The following is a 22339-nucleotide window of genomic DNA, read 5'->3' on the forward strand; positions in this document are numbered from 1 at the left end:
TTCACAATTTTCAAGTTTATAAATCTGAATATTCAATCTTTTTATGGCGCTTTATCTACAAAAAAGCATAAATATTTTTTATTATTCTGTTGATATCTTAATAATTTTGACCTGATGTGTATAATATAATACCTTAATTACTGTTTTTATCCTCTTCTATCCTTTAATCTACTTAAAATCAGAAAAACATCTGTTAATTTTGTTTAAAAAGTTGATTCTGTTCTTAACTTTGACCAATTTGTTAATAAATTGTGTGTAGTTTTTTTATAAATGTGGAAAATTTGTTCATAAGTCATAAATTTATGTACGTATTATATATACAGTTACTTGCATCAAATTAACGATGATTATATGTAGTTTTTATATACCTACTTTACGATATTTTGTAGTTTTAAATCCTCATTCAGCTCATTAAGTACGTTCCCAGTAATTACTTTTTATGATTTTTTACGGCTAGAGAACTTACGAACCCCTAGCACACCAATGTTTTAACATGATTTTCTCTCTGTATAAAAGTTTTATCTTTTTTCTTTATATATATTAAAGATATATATTATATTAGGTTTTAATATTGTGTAGTACTTACTATAAAGAATAGATCTTGTGTATAACCAATTTCATTTTTTAATGGGATTGTTTTTTTATGGACTTTAATAAATATAATGTTTATTTTTTATCACTCTCAAAACTTTGATATAAAAACATAAATTTTTTTTATTTCTCTTAGATTTCCGAAAAAAGTAAATCATACTTAAAGTAGATAGTTGATTAGTAGCAATTACAATGAAATTTGTAATCTCCTAACCATATAAAAAGAGAGGTGAAAACATGGTAAAAAAGAAATCCCAGAAAAACTCCGAAAAAAAGAAATTTACATTCTTTAAAAAAGCAAAGGATAAAACAAACGAAATATTAGATATGCAACAAGAAAATTCAGAAGCACTTAAAGAAAAGAAGAAACGTAAAACAAGGGAGAAAGTTCCGGCGATAACAGGAAGAAAAGTAGGTAAGGTTGCATTTTGGTGTGTAATGGGATTTGTGTTTGCAGGAAGCTCCCTTTCATTTATTCAACTTGCCGGTCCTCCTAGAGCAGTAGCTGTTCAGGAAAAGAAGGAGAAACCCGTAAAAATTAAAATGTCAGAAGCAGAATTAATTGCATACGCAAATAATTTTGCCACTAATTATTTTAATTGGAAAGTTGATATGAATGTAGCTGAAGAACGAAGAAAACGATTAGAAAAATTTCTAGTTGAAGGATCTGATGAGCAAGGTGGATTAAATAGAGATACTTTAAAAAACGCTTCTAGTACTTTAGTTAAATCGGAAGCAGTAGAGGTCCGACAAAAAGGAAATGAAGCAGAAGTTACATTGAAAATCATTCAGAAACTAGAACCTGTAAATAATCCTGCTCCTGGAACGACACAAGCTCCAGACACACCAAAGGAACCAAAAGAAGTTATAAGGTACTTCTCTATACCAATTTTAATGGAAAAAGGGAAGATGGTAGTCCCTAACAATCCTACAATCGTTCATGGAGAGAGAGAAAAGGCACCTTATAAAATAGCCACTTTCAAATCAGAAGGACGAGAAATTAATACAGATGTAGAAATTAAAAAAGTAGAACAATTTTTACAATCTGTATTTAAAGTATATACAGAAGGAACACCAGAAGAAATAGCTTACTACTTTGAAAAAAGTAATATAACAAATGGATTAAAAGGTATTATGACATTTAGCAAATTAGAAAACCTACGAATTTATGAAGGTAAGGACAAAGGATACAGAGTTTTAGTGGATGCCAAATTAAAAGACAATGATAGCAGCTTAGAGTACACATACACATATGATTTAAATCTTGTAAATAAAGATAACAAGTTTTCAATTAGCTCTATGAAGAAATTTGAAAACACATTAGAAAAAGTGGAGGGTAAATAATTATGGAGCTTTTGGGATTAGATATGGTCACTCAGCAATTACCTGCTATTACGGATGCCACGGTTCTAGGGAACATTAATTTTGGGGTAAATATTAAAAACTGGTTAGTAGCTCAGTTAGGTCCAATCTTTTTAGTTTGTGCAATCATCGGTGTAATTGTTCTACTTGTAAAACGACAAATGGCAGGTTTAATTGGTTGGCTGGTACTTTGTGCAATTGTTTCAGTATTTGTATTCTCACCAGACGTATTTAAAGATCTTGGAACAAAATTATATAACTTAGTTTTCAAATAATAACTATTAAAACTCATAAATTTTTAAGGAGTTGGTATAAGTGACTCAGAAACCGACTCGTAAGGAAGTAAGGACTTATAACTCTATTTGGGATATTCCAAAGAGTTTATATGGGATAAGGGACATAACACTCCCTTTCCCAGTTCCTTACAGACAACTAGGAATCTTTGTTGGGACACTTTTAGTAATTATATTTCTAGATCAGTTTTTACCCTTAGGCGAGAATGTCTTTTTCAAATATTTAATATTACCTGGTGGTATAGCGTACTTCTTTGGAAATGTAGAATTAGATGGAAAAAGCCCACACAAATTTATATATCGATTCTTTGTATTCACATTTGAAAGAAAAAAGTTGAGTCGTTATAAAGATACAACTGGTAATATTGGAAGCTATCAATATAAGACGGTAGTTCGATTTAAGGATGATTCAATTAAGAAAAAGTAATTCATTAATCTATACAGAAGAATTAGTTTAGTCTCATATTCTTCTCTAAGGAGGCACAAATGAATCAGGTTGAATTTCCAGTCAAATATTTTCATGATAATTTGATTTTTAACCAAGATGGTTCTTGCTGGGCGTATTATGAGGCATACGGGATTCCTTACGAATTTAAAGGAGACGATGATAAAAATACGTTGTTTATGCGACAGCTCGGTTTATTTTGGAATTATGAAGAAGAAAAACATCTATTAATGATTCCTGTTTATCAGAATTTCAAAGAAAAAGCCGATGAGTTTAAAGAAACAGTAAGTGGTGAACTAAAAGAGCTGGCAATAGATCATACTGATGACGTTATCCATGAGTTAGAAAGAAAATTTGGTAAAAACGCTGTAGAATATCGTTATTTTATAGGTGTGAAATTAAAAGTAAGACACATACAAGAAGGACTTAAGGAAATGCTTTACACTGCATTCCATACCTTTAAAAACACTGCAGAACAGTTTGGATTACTTGGTGATACCAAAATACTAAAAACTGATTTGGAGATGTTTAAAAGGGAAGCTAGTGCCTTTAGAAACAAAATAAGAAAACATTTAGCCGTAAGAAGTTTAGAAACAAATGAAACACAATGGATTGTATTACGCAACTTCTATCGTACATTGGAAGCACCTGTTACAGCAGGGTGGACGCCACCAGTAGTTGATGATGATTCTGCTATCTTTCCAAATCAAGAGAGTTTATTACGCTTAACAGAATCCGAAATAGACGTTAAAGGAAGGCATATAGAAATGTCTCAAATCGGCTCTGATGGATTAGAGTATCCAGCATATATGAGTTTTTTATCGGCATCGAAGATTCCATACACAATGGAATTTCCAGACCAAGAGTGGATGTATATGATCCAAAATATAGATTTCCCAATCGAACTAAGTGTTCGTACAGAAAATATTAACCATCGTAAAGCTCTATCTAAACTTAATAAAAAGAAAAAAGATTTAGAAGATCAAGAAGCACATGCAAGGGAAAATGCACAAACTGTTGGGTTAAACGTGTATGAAGGTGTTCAAGAAGCTACTGAATTACAAGCCCTTATACAAAAGACACGTATGCCACTAGTTAAGACTTCAGTATCTTTTTGTATATGTGCTGAAGATTTGGATACAATGCGTCGAAATACCAATTCACTTATTTCTATTTATAGAGAGATGATGATTGAATTAGTAAGACCATATGGAGATCAGTTCCTGCTGTTTAATGAATTTATCCCTGGTGCTAGAAGATATGTAGATGATTATATACACTTTATGGAGCCTGGAGTTCTGGCGGCCGGTATGTTTGGTGCAACACAAGATTTAGGTGATAATATCGGATTTTATATAGGTACAACTGGTATTTTAAACAAAGCAGTTTATATGACACCTTCTCTCGCAGCGACAAATACCGTTGCAAATCAAAAAACGAGCGCACTTTCAGTTGCAGTAACAGGAAGTACTGGTTCTGGTAAATCATTTGGAACAAACTTAATTGTTTATCTAGCGGTACTGGGAGGAGCCCAAACACTGATAGTCGATCCAAAAGGTGAGAGGGGGAACTGGACAGAAGATTTACACGGCTTAGAAGGTAAGGTAAATGTAATTACACTAGGGACTGATAGACGAGATGAAGGGAAACTAGACCCATTTATCATTCATAAACATAGCCGAAAAGATGCAATTGAGTTAGCAATGACAATTCTTACTTTCATTACAGGTATTAAACCAGATAACTCGGAGAAATTCCCGCGTTTAGCTTCAGCCGTAGAATTCGTAGCAGGAATGGAAGAACCGTGCTTAACAGCTGTATCTCAATATCTTGAAGATAGTGAGGATAAAGTGGATCAACAATTAGCCGCACATATTCAAGCATTTGAGAATTTATCCTTTGCACACTTAATCTTTGGTGATGGAACAAATAGAGATATTGAACTTGATACAGCAGTAAATATCATACAAATTCAGCATCTTGATATGCCAGACATTCAAAAAGATCCGAAAGATTATACCTTACAAGAAAACTTATCGGTTAGTATGCTGATGTCTCTATCTTCTTTTGCAAGAAAATTCTTTCAAAAGGACCCTACTAAATTCAAAATTGTTCTATTAGATGAAGCATGGGCAATCATGGGAACTTCTCAAGGGCGAGAGTTAGCTCGTAAGCTAGTTCGTGAAGGTCGTGCTTTAAACTCTGCAGTATACTTTGCAACTCAAAGTGCAAGTGACCTTGGAGATGAGACATTTAAGAATAATATCGGTATGAAGTTCTCATTCCGTAATACCGACAGTAAAGAGATTTCTTCAATCTTAGATTTCTTTGGATTACCTGATAATGAGGAAAATCATGCGATTGTTACTAATTTAGAAACAGGACAATGCTTGTTCCAAGATATCCAAGGAAGAACAGGTGTTGTCACAATGGATGTAGTGTTTAAGGATTTATACGATGCATTTGATACTAGACCAAATGCAAGGAAGAATTATAGAAAGTCAAATGATGATGAAAAGCAGGAAGTTAATGCAACCTTTGTCGAAGAAGGGGGAGAAAAAATAAATGTAGGAGTGAGTTAACATGGTAAAAACTAAACTAAAAAAATTAATGCTATCTAGCCTTTGTGCTGGCGCTCTAATTTTGAGCGCGGCATGTGGAAATAGCGAAACAAATGTAGGAGAAGAAAAAGATAAACAGGGGCACACTCCTAGAGAAATAATGCTAGATTTTGTAAAAGCCGATTTACAAAGGGATCATAAAACAATACTTAAGCTTGTAGTGGATGGAGAAAAAGATACTATATTAGATAAAAATCAAGGTCCTAAAAATAATTTGTCTTACAAAGATTATAAAGTAAAAGAGTATGTAGTCGATAAGGATACAATTATGTATAACTTTATATCAAAAAAACCCCCTAAAAATATTGATAAAGAAATAAAGTGGGTAAGGGTGGTTCGAACAGATAAAGGTTTTAAAGTACGTAGTTATGCTGCCCCTTATCGAAATGAAATCGATGAAGTAGCAAATACTAAACCGACAAATGAGTTTAGTTCAAAAGATTAATAGGTTCCCATAAAAGGGGGAGTAATATGTAATGAAAAAGTTTATTACCCTATTTTTATTGGTCTGTTCATTTCTTTTAGCATTTAATTTACTCTTTAAAGCTGCTCCAGTATATGCAGAGGAAGAACCCAGACCTTCACTTATAGACGATATTATTCCAAAGAGTAAGGAAAAATTAAAATATGAAGAATACCCTCCAAGTAGCTATGGGATTGATATTTATACACCAGAAGGTGGATTTGGTGAATCCCTTAAGTTTTGGAAATGGGGGGATAAAGTTAAAGAACAAATGGTTGCTGTATTATTTAGTCTTATAAGTATTGGATGGACTATTAATCTTGGAGTTAGTACTTTTGTTACAAGTATGGTTGGCCAATCTATGAGTCTCAATATTGTAGCTGATGTAGGAGATAAATTAGGCGATGTAATTTCTAAAGCAGCAGGGTTCAATGGTTCTTGGGGTAATGGAATATATAGTGAATTGATTGGACTTATGTTAGCTTTATTAGCCTGCTGGGTTATCTGGGTAGGTTTTGTACAACGACGCCAGTCAGAGATGCTAGGAGGATTGTTAAAGGCATTAGGTATCTTAGTTTTTACTTTAGGTTTTTTCGCAAATTCAAGTTATATTATCAAAGGATTGAACACTTTCTCTGAACAAGTAAATAAAACGGTTCTTGATTCCACTCAGAGTATCAGTGGAGCGAGTGAAGGATATTTAAGTGGTGTCGATTCTATTACTGATTTAACACACACTCTGTTAATAAAACAACCGTATACATTACTGCAGTTTGGTACAACGGATATAAAAAAAATCGGTGATGAGAGAATTAAGAAAATGTTAACAACAACTAATGCAGATGAAAGGCAAAAACTTTTAGAACATGAAGTGAAAGATGAAAACAATAAAATTCTGGTGTTAGACGCTACTTTTGAGCGTGGCGCTTTAGTATTATTACTTTTCCTAATCAATGGACCATTATGGGTTGTTTTAGGCTTATGTAGTATGGCGATGTTGTTCTACCAATTAATGTTTATCATTGTAGCGCTAATGTCACCAGTAATGTTATTGATGGCTTTAGTACCTGCATGGACTGGGACAGCTAAGAAATTTTTATCTGAATTGTTCCGAACACTGCTTATGAAAGTTGCAATTGGCTTTCTAATAACTTTAATGTTTTGGGTTTCTTCAATCTTATATAGCGCAACTGATAAGTATGGTTATTTAGTAGTTGCTGCATTACAAGTACTTTCATTCTTAGGTGTTTGGTTATACCGTAAAACAATTTTTGATGCTATTACTACAGTACCAGCAAGTGCAGGAGTAGCACGCGCATCAGATGCTATGAGTAATATTAGGCAGAAATATCGAGATGTTAGACGTGGATCTAAGTCAGTTGGAAGAGGTGTAGCAGTAGCTGGAGCCGTGGGTGTTGCAAGTGCGGCAATGGCTGGGAAAGTGGGTAAATCAGGCTATAGTAAGTTTAAACAGTTGAAAGAAAACTATGCTGATAGAAAAGAAAAGGTAGCGGATGGTAAACGCAAAGAAAAAGAACAAATGCAAGCAGAAAAAGAAAAAAATATAAATCAAATGAAAAAAGAAGAAAATTTGGGTGTTCGCGATAGAAAAGGAAATCAGGAGCAAGAAAGGGTTAAGGAAGAAGTAGCTGCAACTAAGGAGAATCCAGAATTAGCAGTACGAGGGAAACATCAAGATAATGATCCTGAAATACAACAAGCAGAACTAAAAGATAAAGAAGAGGATGTAAAAGCGGATGTTAAACCAGTAGCGCAATCAAACGATGAACTAAATAATAAAGAAGATGTGAAAGCTCATGTTAGACCGGTAGCAAATCAAAATAATGGTGGACTTGAGAATAAGCAAGAAGATGTAAAGACGGAAGCAAAACCAGTAGCACCAATTAAAACGCCAACGGGTCAAACAAAGCCAATCACAACACCACAATCAGGAACAACACCAACACAATCGAATCCAATTGAGAGTAAACCAATCACACCACCACAATCAGGAACAACACCGTTACAATCGAATCCAATTGAGAGTAAACCGATCACAACACCACAATCAGGAACAACACCGTTACAATCGAATCCGGTTGAGAGTAAACCAATCACAACACCACAATCAGGAACAACACCGTTACAATCGAATCCGGTTGAGAGTAAACCAATCACAACACCACAGTCAGGAACAACACCATTACAATCGAATCCGGTTGAGAGTAAACCAATCACAACACCACAGTCAGGAACGATACCATCACCAGCGAATCCAATTGAGAGTAAACCAATCACAACACCACAGTCAGGAACGACACCAACACCATCGAATCCGGTTGAGAGTAAGCCAGTCACTACTTCCCATGTGAGTACACCACCAAAACAAGTAGAGGTAAAACAAATTAATCAACAACATGTAAAAGAAGGAGCAGATATTAAGAAAGTTAACGCAAAAGCGCAAACACAACAAGAAGCTTTAAAAAATGTAAAAGCAAAAGAAACGATAAAACCAAAATAATTCCGCTGGTGAGGGAGGGTTTATACATTGAGTGCGGAACCAAATCGCGACTTTGAAAATGAACATCATCCTGAAGCTGAGCTAGGGAATGCTAAGCCTGCCTTGAAAAAGGCAGGCCATTCTTTAGGGAAGGCAGCTGGTAAAGGATCCAAAATAGCGGGTAAAGCAGTTGCACAAGTAGGTAAGAAAGTAGCAGTTAAAGTAGCACAGAAGGCAGCTACAGTAGCTGTTGCAAAGCCATTATTAATAATAGCTGGTGTTATTCTGGCTGTTGTTGCAGGTTTAGGAATAATCATATTTTTATTAACTGCTACAATGGGAGAGGATGAAGTCAGTCCTGGAGGAATTGGTGGTCCTTTTACACCAGGTACTGCAAGTGTTAGTCCTGAAGTAATGAGATGGGAACCATTGGTGAGGAAGTATGCAGCGCAACATGGAATTGAAGCGATGACTCCATTAATACTAGCTCTTATTCAACAAGAAAGTTCTGGGACTCAATTGGATGTAATGCAAAGTTCGGAATCACAAGGATATGGTCCAGGATATTTTACAGATCCAGAAGAAAGTATTAAATATGGTTTAATGCATTTTGCTGATTGTCATAAAAAATCCAACGGCGATCCAAATATTACACTACAGTGTTATAACTATGGTACTGGTTATGCAAACTATGCACTTTCTAACGGTGGATATACACACGCGAATGCAAGAGCATTTTCAGCAGAACAGACAGCAAAAACTGGTTATAAATGTGCTTCTTGGCGAAGTGCAGAAGCAGTAGCCAATAATTGGTGTTATGGTGATCCAGACTATGTTCCGCATGTACTAAGATATTATCAAGGTGGTAGTGGTGGTGGACCTGTAGCAGGCGGAGATGAATTATTTAAAAAGGTAATGGATGAAGCCATTAAATATCAGGGGTGGCCTTACGTTTGGGGAGGAAGAACACCACAATCATCATTTGATTGTAGTGGACTCATTCAGTGGGTATATGGGCAAGCCGGTGTTAATTTAGTTGGTACTGCAGAAACACAATTTAAAATGACACAGCGAACCAATGATCCACAACCAGGAGATTTAATATTTTTCCAAGGTACCTATAAACCAGGTATTTCACACGTTGGAATTTATGTAGGTAATAATCGTATGTATCATGCGGGAGATCCAATTGGTTACGCAGATTTAAGTAATCCTTATTGGCAACAGCATTTTGCCGGTTACGGTAAAGTGGCAAGATAGGAGGGGTGAAATGAAAAAAGTGACAATTTTTTTAATCGTATTGCTTATAGGTAGCATAGGATTAAATTTAAAAATAAACGCAGATAATGCCCAACTCAAAGATGAAAAGGTAAAGCTGTCTAAGAAAATACAAAAAGTAGAATCACAATATAAGGATACCGAGAAAGAATTGCAAGCTTTAAAGAGTAATAACCAACAACAGGTAAAGGAAGCTGCTGAGAGGTTTTTGAAAGCATTCCGGACATATGATACTGGTAAAGGGGAATCCTATCATACGAATGTTGAAGCTTATATAACTCCAAATGCGAAGAAAGAATTGACACCACCAGGCCCACCTAATCCACCTGCTTCAAGTACCGCAGAAGAAAAAGATAAGAAAAAGGTAGCCTTTAAATCAGAGTACATTGGTGGCGAATTGTACTATGCATTTATAGATACTACCAAAGCAAACGTACTTGCTAAGGTTAAAAGTAAAATGATTATCAATGGTGTATCATCTGAAAATATGTCATTGATGCAAATCAATCTAATTTATGATGGAAATAAGAAGTTATGGCTCGTTGACAAGGTTATACCATTAGCTGATTTAAGAGATCAGATGCCGTAAATCAAAGTACTTATTTATGTGGATAAGTATGACGATGGTAGAGGTACATTAGAAAGAGAGAAGTAAGAAGAAAAGGTCATTCATCTGATATAAAAACGTAATTGCAACAAATGGTGAGTAACTTTAATTTCATTTTTAATTACTTTATTGAGGGCTACTAAGGTAGCTCTTTTTTATTTGTCACAATCGGATGTGAAGGTATGAACTTACACTAGCGAGGGCCTTAGTTGAAGAACATAAAATAAAAATAAAAATAATCAAACTTTATTCTATATATGTCAAATTAACATAGCATCCTATTATAAGCAGTTAAAAGAAATTCTTTGTATTATATTGATCTGCTGAAGAGGTATATTATATGATTTTTAAAATTTAGTTTAAGGTGGGATTGTATGTGAATGGAGATAAAAGACTGAAAAAACCGGTGGTAAGTTTTATATTATTAACCAACATTATTTTTTGGCCACTTTTTCTTCTTGTAGGAATCACAAAATTATTAGATTTTCCAACGTGGATTTTTGATGTAACACTTTGTATATCAGCTTGGTCTTCCACTTTTGCTTTTGTGTTGCTATTTAAAAAACTATATCCTGGACAGAGTTTTATTCAATTCGTAAAAGATAGATTTAAAAATAAACTTAGTTTCCCTATAGTTCTTACTGTAAGTGTGATTCAAATAATTATATTTTTGACGATGTTGTTTCTCGTGTCGATTAACAGTGAAGCAAACTCGATTTTTAATAGAAATACTTGGGGTGTGTTAATTTATTACTTTGTTAAAACCATTGTGTCCGGACCACTAGGAGAAGAATTGGGGTGGAGGGGGTTTGCACTAATGGAGCTTCAAAAAAAATATTCTCCACTAAAATCTTCAATAATTATTGGTTTTTGGTGGGGAATGTGGCATTTACCTATATGGTTTACTACAGGTCTTACAGGCAGTAATTTAATCAAATATGTTTTGTTTTTTATGATTGCAATTATATCTACTACAATTATCATGACAGCATTTTATAATTTAAATCAAAATTTAATTATTCCAATGATCATCCATTTTTTCTTTAATTTATTTATTGGCATAATAAATGGACAATTAATTGAATTAATTATGTATAATGCAATTTTTTATTTGATAGTTGCAATTTTAATTATAGTTTTAAATCCAAAGAAAGTATTATACGGGAATAAAGCTTTATGATGTCCTGAGAATGATAGATTAGCAGAAAGGTATGAGGATGCACAATGTACTAGCGCGTATATTAAGTAACCACCATAATAAGTTTGGAAGCCGTTCTACCTATGAAATGCTAAAACGCAGCATTTTCAGGTCAAATTAAACCGTGGGATTAAAGAGAAGAACCAAATAAGACTTAAATGCATAAAGGGGAAGCAATAATAATCATTCGAAACGAAATTGTAACATCTTCACCCCTATTCTATACCAGAATTATATAGAATAGGGGTGAAGGAATGGATGATAGAGAAAAAATGATTATATTTTTTAGTGAATTCTGGAAAGTGAATTCAGTTAAAATGCTGGCTGAATTGTATCTAGAAAACATTAAAAATCATTCGAATGTTTATAGTTAAATATAATCTTTTTAATGTTTTTTAGAGAAACTTGTATACCTCTAACCTCGCGTAATATTAGAGGGGAGATCTTCTATCGGAAAAAGATAAAAACAGCTTTTCCAGAAGCTACGGTAAAAAATAAAAATTTTACTTAGTTTGCTTTATTATATATTAAATGTAAGCGGTTTCTGTTCTTAGCGAAGATACTTAGAATGTGACCTTAATAAATTTAGAAAACTAAAGGAGGAATCATAAGTGGTTGAAAAAATCTTTACAATATTAGAGGATGGGGGACTTCATGCGCGTCCTTCAACAACATTAGTTAATGCAGTTAGCTCATTTAAATCAGAAGTGATGCTTGAGTATAAAGAAAAACAAGTGAATTTAAAATCTATTATGGGTATTATGGCACTTGGTGTTCCAAAAGGAGCACAAATTAAAGTGATTGCAAAAGGGGAAGATGAAGAACAAGTACTTCAAGGTGTAAGTAAAGTAATGCAAACACAAAGTATTGGCGCATGATAATAAGTAATGTTTTGAATGGTTTATATAATAAAAGGAATTTCAAACGCGAGAAGGTATCATCTAGAAACTCCAGAGTCAATAAACGGTATATCATATATTAATAAGTATTGAAAGAGTATCAAAATTCCCAATAGAGTTAACTTCTTGGGAATTTTGATGCTTACTAGTAAGGGCAATGTAGTGTTATTACATATAGATATTAGTGTATGCCGTAACATAGTTGGAATTTTAAAATCAATATATAGTATCTAAAGTGTTAGTTATAAGGAAAAGTAAAAATATCCTTTGATGTAATGTATATAACTTAGAAGGATATAAGAGATAGGTGAAATTCATGAATACAAGACAAAAAGAAATTTTGTTTCTGTTATTATCTGAATCTAATGATTATTTACTAGTACAAGACCTTGCGGATCAAGTAAATTGCTCTGAAAAAACAATTCGTAATGATTTTAAAGCAATTGAGGATCACCTCACGAATTACGCGAGTGCAATTCTTGTTAGGAAGCCGGGCTTAGGAGTTTACTTAGAGATTGCGGAATATGAAAAGGTAGATTTGTTTAATAAACTTTACTGTATAAATAATCGTACAAAGTATGAATCAGATGAAGAAAGAATCCTGCAAATTGCTTATAACTTATTAATGAATGTAAAGGCAGTTACTGCACAGGATATGGCTTCTCAACATTTTGTAAATCGTACTACTATAAAGAAAGATTTAGATAGAATTGAAAAGTGGCTATATCATTTTGATTTAACTGTTGTTTCAAAGCAGAGGATAGGACTGTTTGTTAAGGGAACTGAAAAGAATAAAAGAAAAGCCTTGGCTAGATTATCAGATTTAATTCGTAATTCAGAGCTAACGAATCAATTTATTAAGGAACAATTTTTATATCATGAGGTTGAATTTGTTACGAATGAATTGAAAGCGCTACAAAAACGAAATGCATTATTTTTTACAGATGATGCATTTGAAAGTTTATTAGTTCATACGTTGCTGATGGTACGGAGAATGAAGCTTAAGCAATCAATTTTAACCCCTAAAAGGGAAATTAAAATAATACAAGAAACAAAAGAATATAAATGGACATTGGAGTTTTTAAAACGATTAGAGAGTGTTTTCGCTGTTCATTTTACAGAAGAAGAAGCTACGTATTTAACAGCTCATATTTTGGGCGGGAAATTCCGTTATCAAGACAAGCCAGGGGAAGGTAGTAAACTTACTGAAAGTAATCCAATCCTTTCTAGGGTTGTACATCAATTAATAAAACGAATGTCACAGTTGTATGAAATTGATTTCAGTAGAGACCAAATTTTAATTGAGGGATTAACAATCCATCTATATACAACGTTGAATCGTTTGAACTATGATCTCTCTGTATCCAATCCAATGCTACATGATATAAAGAGAATGTATCCTTATATATTTAATATGTTGATTCAGGTATTAGAAGAAATAAATGAATCTCTAATTCTATATATTCCGGAGGAAGAAGCGGCATATCTTACTCTACACTTTGAAGCATCTGTTGAACGGTTAGATCATCAGGAAAAATCAAAAAATGTAATTATAGTATGTCATATGGGGATTGGGATGTCACAGTTGTTACGGACAAAAATTGAGCGTAAATTTCGCAATATCCATGTGATGGACTGCATTGCAAAAGCTGATTTACAAGATTATATGATGAAACATCATGATGTGGAACTCGTTATTTCTACCATTGCCCTTACAAAATTACTTATTCCTCATATCGTAGTATCCCCATTATTAGAGGGAGCGGAAGAAAAGAAGCTAGGAGATTTTATAAAAGAATGCGATGAACCGAGTTATAAAGAACAAAAAGACTTTGTTATGCTTAATTATACATCTCCATTTTTAGTATTTTTACAACAGGACGTGCAGCACCCATATGAGCTAATTGAAAAGCTAGCACATGCTTTGCATAGCAAAGGCTATGTAGATAAAGAGTATGCAGAAAATGCAATTATAAGAGAAAAGATGTCAGCAACAACGATTGGAGCAGGGATTGCAATTCCACATGGCAATCCGAAATTTATTCAAGAGTCGGTAATTGCAATTGCTACATTAAAGGAACCAATAGATTGGGGATCAGAGAAGGTGTCACTTGTATTTATGCTAGCAGTTAAAAGTGATGGGAAAGAGGTAACGAAACAGTTATTTCATGAGTTATCCTTCATAAGTCAGCGACCATCCTTTATTCAAAAGCTTACCAAAGAAACAAACGTAATGAAATTTTTATCGCATTTACATAATTAAACAAAAAGTGAAGGCCGAAATACTTCGCTTTTTTGTTTGTTTCGGTAAAAGGTTTATTTTTCCGGAAGTTACGGTAAAAAATGAAACTTTTGTCATTACGATATTGATTTATATTATGTGTAGGCGCTTACAACGATAGTGTGAGGAGGATTAGAAATGAAACTGTTAGCGATTACATCATGTCCGAATGGAATTGCCCATACTTATATGGCGGCAGAAAATTTGCAAAAAGCAGCGGATAAATTAGGTATTCAGATGAAAATTGAAACCCAAGGTGGTATAGGGGTAGAAAATGAGTTGACCGAAAAAGATATTCGAGAAGCAGACGGTATCATTATAGCTGCTGATAGAGCGGTAAATAAAGATAGATTCATAGGCAAAAAATTGTTGGTTGTCGGAGTTCAAGATGGTATCCGTAAACCAGAAGAATTAATTCAGAAAGTAGCAAGTGGTGATGTACCTGTCTATCATTCACAGGCCAAAACAGTTGAAAGTAATCAACAGGAGAGAAAGCAAAATCCGATATATCGTCATTTAATGAATGGTGTATCTTTTATGGTTCCATTTATTGTAGTTGGTGGATTGTTAATTGCAATTGCATTGACGCTGGGTGGAGAAAAAACACCTGGAGGTCTAGTGATTCCAGATGGATCTTTCTGGAAAACAATTGAACAAATTGGTGGTGCATCATTTACGTTTATGGTTCCAATTTTAGCTGGATATATAGCGTATAGTATAGCTGATAAACCTGGTCTTGTTCCTGGTATGATTGGTGGATATATTGCAGCGACAGGAAGTTTTTATGGAAGTGAAAGTGGTGCTGGTTTTCTCGGCGGAATTATCGCTGGTTTCCTAGCAGGTTATGTAGCATTAGGAATTAAAAAAATAAAAGTTCCAAAAGCGATTCAACCAATTATGCCGATTATTATTATTCCGGTGTTCGCTTCTCTTGTAGTTGGTTTAGCATTTATATTTATTATTGGTGCTCCTGTTGCACAAGCATTCGAGTCATTAACTGCTTGGTTGGCGGGTATGCAGGGATCAAGTTCAATTCTCCTAGCATTAATTTTAGGGGCAATGATTTCATTTGACATGGGTGGACCAGTCAATAAGGTTGCATTCTTATTTGGTTCAGCAATGATTGGAGAAGGAAACTATGAAATTATGGGTCCGATTGCTGCGGCAATCTGTATTCCACCAATTGGAATGGGGCTTGCCACTTTCATAGGTAAGGGGAAATTCCAAGATTCAGAGAAAGAGATGGGTAAAGCATCATTTACAATGGGACTATTTGGGATTACGGAAGGTGCGATACCATTTGCAGCACAAGATCCACTTCGTGTTATTCCAAGTATTATGGCTGGTTCAATGACAGGTGCTGTGATTGCCATGATTGGTCATGTAGGAGATAGAGTGGCACATGGTGGTCCAATTGTTGCGGTGCTAGGAGCAGTAGATAATGTATTTATGTTCTTTGTAGCTGTAATTGTAGGTTCCGCTGTGACTGCTGTTGTAGTAAATGTATTGAAAAAGGACATTTCAAAGGTAGAAAAACAACCAGTTGAACAAATAAAAGAAGTTTCAGCCACGAAAGAAGTGCTACAAGTAGAGCAAGAAACTCAAAAAGAAAGCAAACAAGTAGATAAGGTAGAAATAAAAAAACTAACAGATATTACGAGCTTAGAGTTAATTGAAACAGAACTAATAGGAGAAACACGAGATGACGTCATTGATGAAATGATTCAAAAATTAAACCATGTTGGTGCATTGTATTCCAAAACAGAATTTAGACAAGCGATTATGAATCGTGAGCAAGAAAGTACAACAGGTATTGGTATGAATATTGCGATTCCGCACGGAAAATCAGAAGCTGTTAAGAAACCGAGTGTGGTATTTGGAATTAAACAATCGGGCGTAGATTGGAAAAGCCTTGATGGAACGGAAGCGAAATTAATATTTATGATTGCGGTACCAAAAGAAAGTGAAGGAAATGAACATTTAAAAATCCTTCAAATGCTTTCTCGAAAACTAATGGATGACAATTATAGAGAGCGGTTATTATCCGTCAAAACAAAACAAGAAGTATACAAGCTGCTAGATGAAATTATATAGAACGGAGGATTATAATTATGACTGAACCATTATTTTTTGCACCTGTTTTTAAAGAAAGAATCTGGGGTGGAACGCAATTAACTTCTTTTGGATATGAGATTCCATCAAATCAAACTGGAGAGTGTTGGGCTTTTGCAGCACATCAACATGGACAAAGTATTGTTAAGAACGGAAAGTATAAAGGGTTATCTTTAGGTGAATTGTGGGAAGAACATCGAGAGTTATTTGGAAATATGGAGGGAGATCGTTTCCCTCTTCTTACAAAAATTTTGGATGCTAATCAAGACCTATCTGTTCAAGTTCATCCAAATGATGAGTATGCTAATGTGCATGAAAATGGAGAACTCGGAAAAACTGAATGTTGGTATGTAATCGATTCCAAAGAAGACGCAGAAATTATTTATGGGCATCATGCAAAAACAAAAGAAGAATTCATGACTATGATTAAACAGAAAGAATGGAATCAACTGTTACATCGTGTGAAGGTAAAACCGGGAGATTTCTTCTATGTACCAAGTGGAACTGTTCATGCAATCGGTAAAGGGATTTTGATATTAGAAACACAGCAGAACTCTGATACAACTTATAGATTGTATGATTATGATAGAAGAGATTCGGAGGGGAATTTACGTGAGCTTCATCTTGAAAAAAGTATTGATGTAACCGAAATTCCGTTTATATCGAATCAATTAACTGTAAAACATGAAAAAGTAGATGATTTGAGCGTAACAAACTTTATCAAATGCCCGTATTTTTCAGTGGGAAAATGGGAGCTAGATGGATCAGCCAGTTTGAAACAACAAAAAGGATTCCTTCTTGTTAGTGTAATTGAGGGAGAGGGTGAGTTAATTAAAGACGGCGAACACTTTTTCTTTAAAAAAGGAGACCATTTTATATTACCTAATAATTTTGGGGAATACGGTTTGATAGGTAACACTAATTGTATTATTTCAAGCCTACAATAATTCTGTTTATTCATATATAACGTATTAATGATTATAATTTATTGTAAGACAAATTAACGAACTGTAGCCTTTGAATAAAGTTTGATTCTGACAAGTGTTTTAATGAGTTATATTTTAGTTCATTTAGGAATGACTGTGTTTGGAGTATAGCTTAGAAAACATTAGTTTGATTTTTTCTGATGAGGGTAACATTTTGTTACTCTTTTTTGGGGGATCAAAATTAACTAGCTACTTCCTAATCATTTTGCCTTATTTATCAACCTGTTTATGCTTTTTTCAAATTTTGTAATAGAGCCGTATTTTTGCTAGCTAATAAGGACAATCGAAAATCCGTCTTATATTCAAAAGTTTACGGAATAAAAGAAAGTAATGAAGTTTTTACCTTATTTACGTCATGAAATGAGGTGAAATTACTATTTTTCCGGAAGTTACGGTAAAAAATAAAACTTTTAACTGTTTGAAAATGAAATACAGTAATTGTAGATGCTTTTATTAAGGTTTGAAGAGAAGTATTAGCGTTTTTAATGACAACTGAATATTAGATTCTGTTAGTGAATGTGGGATAGAAAGGCATTCTAGCAATATAAGTTATGACAGTGAATTTTATTACTTAGCAGAACCTTTATTGACTTTATAGGTTTTAAGTCAATAATTAGTTAATCTGGCATTGTATAAAAGTGCCTTATTTGCTACTTCTGTTTGTGAATAAAATCACAAGCGGCATATGGAACAACAAAATGAGTTTTATGACTAAGCTTTCATCAATCATTTAATCTGGCGCAGTACTATTAGGGCGCTAGTGGGGATAGTACACCATCCGCCGCCTCGCTTTATATCGTAATCTCATAGGGGAACAGAATAAAGCAGGCGGTCTGTCAGGAGAAGGTCAAGTAGTCCTGATGAGAAGGGGAAACAGGTTTCACAGGAATCACCCAATTTTCGAAGAGATAGGCGAAAACAATGCCTCCTCGCCGATTTTGAAACCGCTTTAAAAGTGTCGAGAATCAAGTTTGCTCTTGGGGGAATCAATGATAGATCTTGGCCAGCAGGCCAGAGCCAATATGGCATGATGAATGCCGAGAGTATTACTAGAAATAAAGGAGGTGGTTTTCTCAGAGAAGAAAAAGTTACCTTTTCAATAGACAAAGACTGATGAAAAAAGACGAAACAGTTGTGTCTATTCAGAAAAAACAGGAGGGAATATTTAGGAGGTAGTAATATGGTAGGGATTATCCTAGCAAGTCATGGCGAATTTGCTGAAGGTATCTTACAATCTGGCGCAATGATTTTTGGAGAACAAGAAAACGTTAAGTCTGTCACCTTAATGCCAAGCGAAGGTCCGGCCGACCTAAGAACAAAAATGGAAGCTGCGGTTGCATCTTTTGATAATCAAGATGAAGTATTATTCTTAGTTGATCTATGGGGCGGTACTCCATTCAATCAAGCGAATGGCATGTATGAAGAGCATAAAGACAAATGGGCAATCGTTGCTGGTATGAATTTACCAATGGTGATTGAAGCGTATGCATCTCGTTTTTCAATGACGTCTGCTCAAGAAATCGCAGCACATATCGTTAAAACGGCAAAAGAAGGGGTAAGAATTAAACCCGAAGCACTAGAGCCTAAAGAAGAAAAAGTTGTAGCAATTGATGAAGCTAAACAATCAAAAGGTGTACTTGCTCCAGGAACAGTAGTTGGTGACGGGAAAATTAAATTCGTTTTAGCTCGTATAGATTCTCGTTTATTACATGGACAGGTAGCGACTGCATGGACAAAGTCTACACAACCAAATCGTATTATTGTAGTTTCAGATGCAGTCTCTAAAGACGATCTTCGTAAGAAATTGATTGAACAAGCTGCACCTCCAGGGGTTAAGGCAAACGTTATTCCTATCAGCAAAATGATTGAAGTTGCAAAGGATACACGTTTTGGTAATACAAAAGCATTATTACTATTTGAAAACCCACAAGATGTTCTAAAAGTTATTGAAGGAGGGGTGGATGTTAAGGAGATTAATGTTGGTTCTATGGCCCATACAACTGGTAAAGTTGTTGTTAATAAAGTACTTTCTATGGGACGTGAAGATGTTGAAGCTTTCGATAAAATGAAAGAAAAAGGCATTCAATTTGATGTACGTAAAGTACCAAATGATTCTCGGGAAAACATGGATGACATTCTAAGAAAAGCGAAAACTGAATTAGCTTAGTGGTATAAAAAGTCAAACAAAGTGGAGGCTATTATGTCTATTATATCAATAGTTCTAGTATTGTTAGTTGCTTTCCTAGCTGGTATAGAGGGAATACTAGATGAATTTCAATTTCATCAGCCACTAGTAGCATGTACACTAATTGGATTAGTAACAGGGAACCTAGAGGCTGGAATTGTTCTAGGTGGAACACTTCAAATGCTTGCACTTGGGTGGGCGAATATTGGGGCAGCTGTAGCGCCGGATGCTGCGTTAGCATCCGTTGCATCGGCAATTATTTTAGTATTAGGTGGTCAAGGTGTTAATGGCGTTGCATCAGCGATTGCAGTGGCGATTCCGCTTGCAGTAGCAGGTCTTTTCTTAACAATGCTTGTTCGTACAATTGCAGTTCCTATCGTGCACATGATGGATGCGGCAGCTGAAGAAGGAAACGTGAGAAAAATTGAAATACTACACATCATGGCAGTTTGTTTACAAGGTATCCGAATTGTGATTCCGGCAGGAGCACTTTTGTTTATTCCTGCAGAAAGCGTTCAATCATTCTTGGAATCAATGCCTGCATGGTTAACTGATGGTATGGCAATTGGTGGTGGAATGGTTGTTGCTGTTGGTTACGCATTAGTTATTAATATGATGGCAACAAAAGAGGTATGGCCATTCTTTATTATTGGTTTTGTAATTGCCGCAATTTCTCAATTAACACTTATTGCGCTTGGTGCCTTGGGTGTAGCTTTAGCTCTTATTTACTTAAAACTTTCTAAAATGGGTGGTTCTTCCAATGGGGGCGGAGGCAACTCTGGTGATCCGCTTGGCGATATATTAAACGATTATTAATCTAGTAGGAGGAGGAGAAGGGAAATGGAAGAAAAAATTCAATTAACAAAAAAAGATCGCTTAGCCGTTGCATGGCGTTCTACGTTTATACAAGGCTCCTGGAACTATGAGCGTATGCAAAATGGTGGTTGGGCATTCTCTATGATTCCAGCAATAAAAAAATTATATAAATCAAAAGAAGAGCGTACAGCAGCGTTAAAACGTCATTTAGAATTCTTTAATACACATCCTTACATTGCTTCACCGATTCTAGGAGTTACATTAGCACTCGAAGAAGAACGTGCCAACGGTGCGGAAATTAATGACGTGGCAATTCAAGGTGTTAAGGTTGGGATGATGGGTCCTTTAGCAGGTGTTGGTGATCCAGTATTCTGGTTTACTTTACGTCCGATGCTAGGTGCTTTAGGTGCATCATTAGCGATGACTGGAAATATTCTTGGACCAATCATTTTCTTCTTATTTTGGAACTTGGTTCGTTGGGGCTTTATGTGGTATACACAAGAATTTGGTTATAAATCAGGCTCTAAAATCACCGATGACCTTTCAGGTGGATTATTACAAGACGTTACAAAAGGTGCATCAATTCTTGGGATGTTCGTACTTGCTGCCTTAGTACAACGATGGGTATCGATTAAATTTCAGCCGGTTATATCTAAAGTTCAGTTAGATAAAGGTGCATATATTGAATGGGATAAGCTTCCTTTAAACGGGGAAGGAACACGTAAAGCTTTTGAACAAGTAAACTCAGGAATGGCACTTTCACCTACGAAAGTAACTACCTTACAAAATAACTTAGATCAATTGATTCCTGGTTTAGCTGCATTACTTCTAACATTCTTATGTATGTGGTTGCTTAAGAAAAAAGTTAGTCCAATTGTAATTATTCTTTCTTTATTTATAGTTGGGGTAGTTGGTCATGTAATTGGACTTTTATAATGAAAGTGTTGATACTCTCAATTCTCAATATTTACTATTGAGGAATTATTGAGATGCAGTTTGTAGGAGATCTTTGCAGCCTGCAAATATATAATTGTTTGCATACAAAAGTGGCTGGAGGGTATTGATTCAGCCACTTTTTATATTGAATTAATTGCTTAAAGAAGCAATTAATAAATATAAAAGAAATGGAGCGGATTTGATGATACAGTCAATTAATACAAAGGTAGATTTAGTAATAGATGCGACTTCTTTTATGGGACTTTCGGATTATGGGGAAATTATGATTGGTGATAAAGGATTTGAATTTTATAATTCCCGTGACTCGCGTAAATTTATTCAAATTCCATGGGAAGAAGTAGATCACGTTATAGCCTCTGTGATGTTTAAGGGAAAATGGATTCCGCGTTATGCGATTAAAACGAAGAGAAACGGGACCTTCAGCTTTTCTTCTAAGGACCCCAAAAAAGTTCTTCGGACCATACGAGAATATGTAGAACCAAATCACATGGTTCGTTCTCTAAGTTTCTTTGATGTTATTAAACGATCATTTAAGTCGATGGGCAAGAAAAAATAATGGAATGAAAGGTGAAGTAATCCTTCTCAAGTAGACAGTGTTTAAATGATTAGATATATAGCTATTTTAACATTAATTCTTATATATAAGGTAACGGGCAGGTCTAGAATAAAGAGAATTAAAGAATTCCAGAAAATATCCCTAAAAAACTTAGTTTCTCAGTTAAAAGTAACAATAATTCAAGTAGAA

At 34.7% G+C, this 22339-nt stretch carries 17 protein-coding genes; all 17 read left to right on the forward strand.

Going from position 1 to position 22339, the window contains the following annotated elements; translation table 11 throughout:
• The first annotated feature begins 828 nt into the window (after positions 1-828).
• The 17 genes from AC2CGR_RS23235 (at position 829) to AC2CGR_RS23315 (ending at position 22150) form a co-directional block, all read left to right on the forward strand.
• On the forward strand, positions 829-1935 hold the full coding sequence (locus AC2CGR_RS23235) for a conjugal transfer protein (RefSeq protein ID WP_484481236.1): 1107 nt from the start codon (positions 829-831) through the stop codon (positions 1933-1935).
• Between the two features lie 2 nt (positions 1936-1937).
• Complete coding sequence (locus AC2CGR_RS23240) at positions 1938-2228, forward strand: hypothetical protein (RefSeq protein WP_131370763.1); 291 nt, start codon at positions 1938-1940, stop codon at positions 2226-2228.
• A gap of 40 nt (positions 2229-2268) precedes the next feature.
• Positions 2269-2673 carry a TcpE family conjugal transfer membrane protein gene (locus AC2CGR_RS23245; RefSeq protein WP_000192358.1) on the forward strand — a complete coding sequence of 135 codons (405 nt, stop codon included), beginning with the start codon at positions 2269-2271 and terminating at the stop codon, positions 2671-2673.
• A 59-nt stretch (positions 2674-2732) separates the two neighbouring features.
• Positions 2733-5273, forward strand: coding sequence for an ATP-binding protein (locus AC2CGR_RS23250; RefSeq protein WP_088298333.1), 2541 nt, complete (start codon positions 2733-2735; stop codon positions 5271-5273).
• Position 5274: 1 nt separating this feature from the next.
• Complete coding sequence (locus AC2CGR_RS23255) at positions 5275-5757, forward strand: hypothetical protein (protein ID WP_088298334.1); 483 nt, start codon at positions 5275-5277, stop codon at positions 5755-5757.
• A 31-nt stretch (positions 5758-5788) separates the two neighbouring features.
• A complete protein-coding gene (locus tag AC2CGR_RS23260) occupies positions 5789-8296 on the forward strand; it encodes a CD3337/EF1877 family mobilome membrane protein (protein WP_484481237.1) in 2508 nt (835 codons plus the stop codon).
• A 27-nt stretch (positions 8297-8323) separates the two neighbouring features.
• On the forward strand, positions 8324-9535 hold the full coding sequence (locus AC2CGR_RS23265; protein WP_484481238.1) for a bifunctional lytic transglycosylase/C40 family peptidase: 1212 nt from the start codon (positions 8324-8326) through the stop codon (positions 9533-9535).
• A gap of 10 nt (positions 9536-9545) precedes the next feature.
• Positions 9546-10142: a hypothetical protein gene (locus tag AC2CGR_RS23270; RefSeq protein ID WP_042514480.1), complete on the forward strand. Its 597-nt coding sequence runs from the start codon at positions 9546-9548 to the stop codon at positions 10140-10142.
• A 394-nt stretch (positions 10143-10536) separates the two neighbouring features.
• A complete protein-coding gene (locus AC2CGR_RS23275) occupies positions 10537-11340 on the forward strand; it encodes a CPBP family intramembrane glutamic endopeptidase (protein ID WP_484481239.1) in 804 nt (267 codons plus the stop codon).
• Positions 11341-11969: 629 nt separating this feature from the next.
• Complete coding sequence (locus tag AC2CGR_RS23280; RefSeq protein ID WP_042514478.1) at positions 11970-12236, forward strand: phosphocarrier protein HPr; 267 nt, start codon at positions 11970-11972, stop codon at positions 12234-12236.
• A 337-nt stretch (positions 12237-12573) separates the two neighbouring features.
• Positions 12574-14520 carry a BglG family transcription antiterminator gene (locus tag AC2CGR_RS23285; RefSeq protein WP_484481240.1) on the forward strand — a complete coding sequence of 649 codons (1947 nt, stop codon included), beginning with the start codon at positions 12574-12576 and terminating at the stop codon, positions 14518-14520.
• A gap of 156 nt (positions 14521-14676) precedes the next feature.
• Entirely contained in the window at positions 14677-16632 is a 1956-nt protein-coding gene (locus AC2CGR_RS23290; RefSeq protein ID WP_484481241.1) for a fructose-specific PTS transporter subunit EIIC, read from the forward strand.
• Between the two features lie 17 nt (positions 16633-16649).
• Complete coding sequence (gene manA, locus AC2CGR_RS23295) at positions 16650-17597, forward strand: mannose-6-phosphate isomerase, class I (RefSeq protein ID WP_484481242.1); 948 nt, start codon at positions 16650-16652, stop codon at positions 17595-17597.
• Between the two features lie 1219 nt (positions 17598-18816).
• Positions 18817-19803 (forward strand): mannose/fructose/sorbose PTS transporter subunit IIA, encoded by a 987-nt coding sequence (locus tag AC2CGR_RS23300; RefSeq protein WP_097995842.1) that lies wholly within the window; start codon positions 18817-18819, stop codon positions 19801-19803.
• A 33-nt stretch (positions 19804-19836) separates the two neighbouring features.
• Positions 19837-20637 carry a PTS mannose/fructose/sorbose transporter subunit IIC gene (locus AC2CGR_RS23305; protein WP_484481243.1) on the forward strand — a complete coding sequence of 267 codons (801 nt, stop codon included), beginning with the start codon at positions 19837-19839 and terminating at the stop codon, positions 20635-20637.
• Between the two features lie 24 nt (positions 20638-20661).
• Positions 20662-21573, forward strand: a complete 912-nt coding sequence (locus AC2CGR_RS23310) for a PTS system mannose/fructose/sorbose family transporter subunit IID (protein WP_484481244.1) — start codon at positions 20662-20664, stop codon at positions 21571-21573.
• A 202-nt stretch (positions 21574-21775) separates the two neighbouring features.
• Positions 21776-22150, forward strand: coding sequence for a DUF956 family protein (locus AC2CGR_RS23315; RefSeq protein ID WP_088326253.1), 375 nt, complete (start codon positions 21776-21778; stop codon positions 22148-22150).
• The last annotated feature ends 189 nt before the right edge of the window (positions 22151-22339 follow it).

This window comes from Bacillus sp. LSHTCR4, assembly GCF_057197025.1.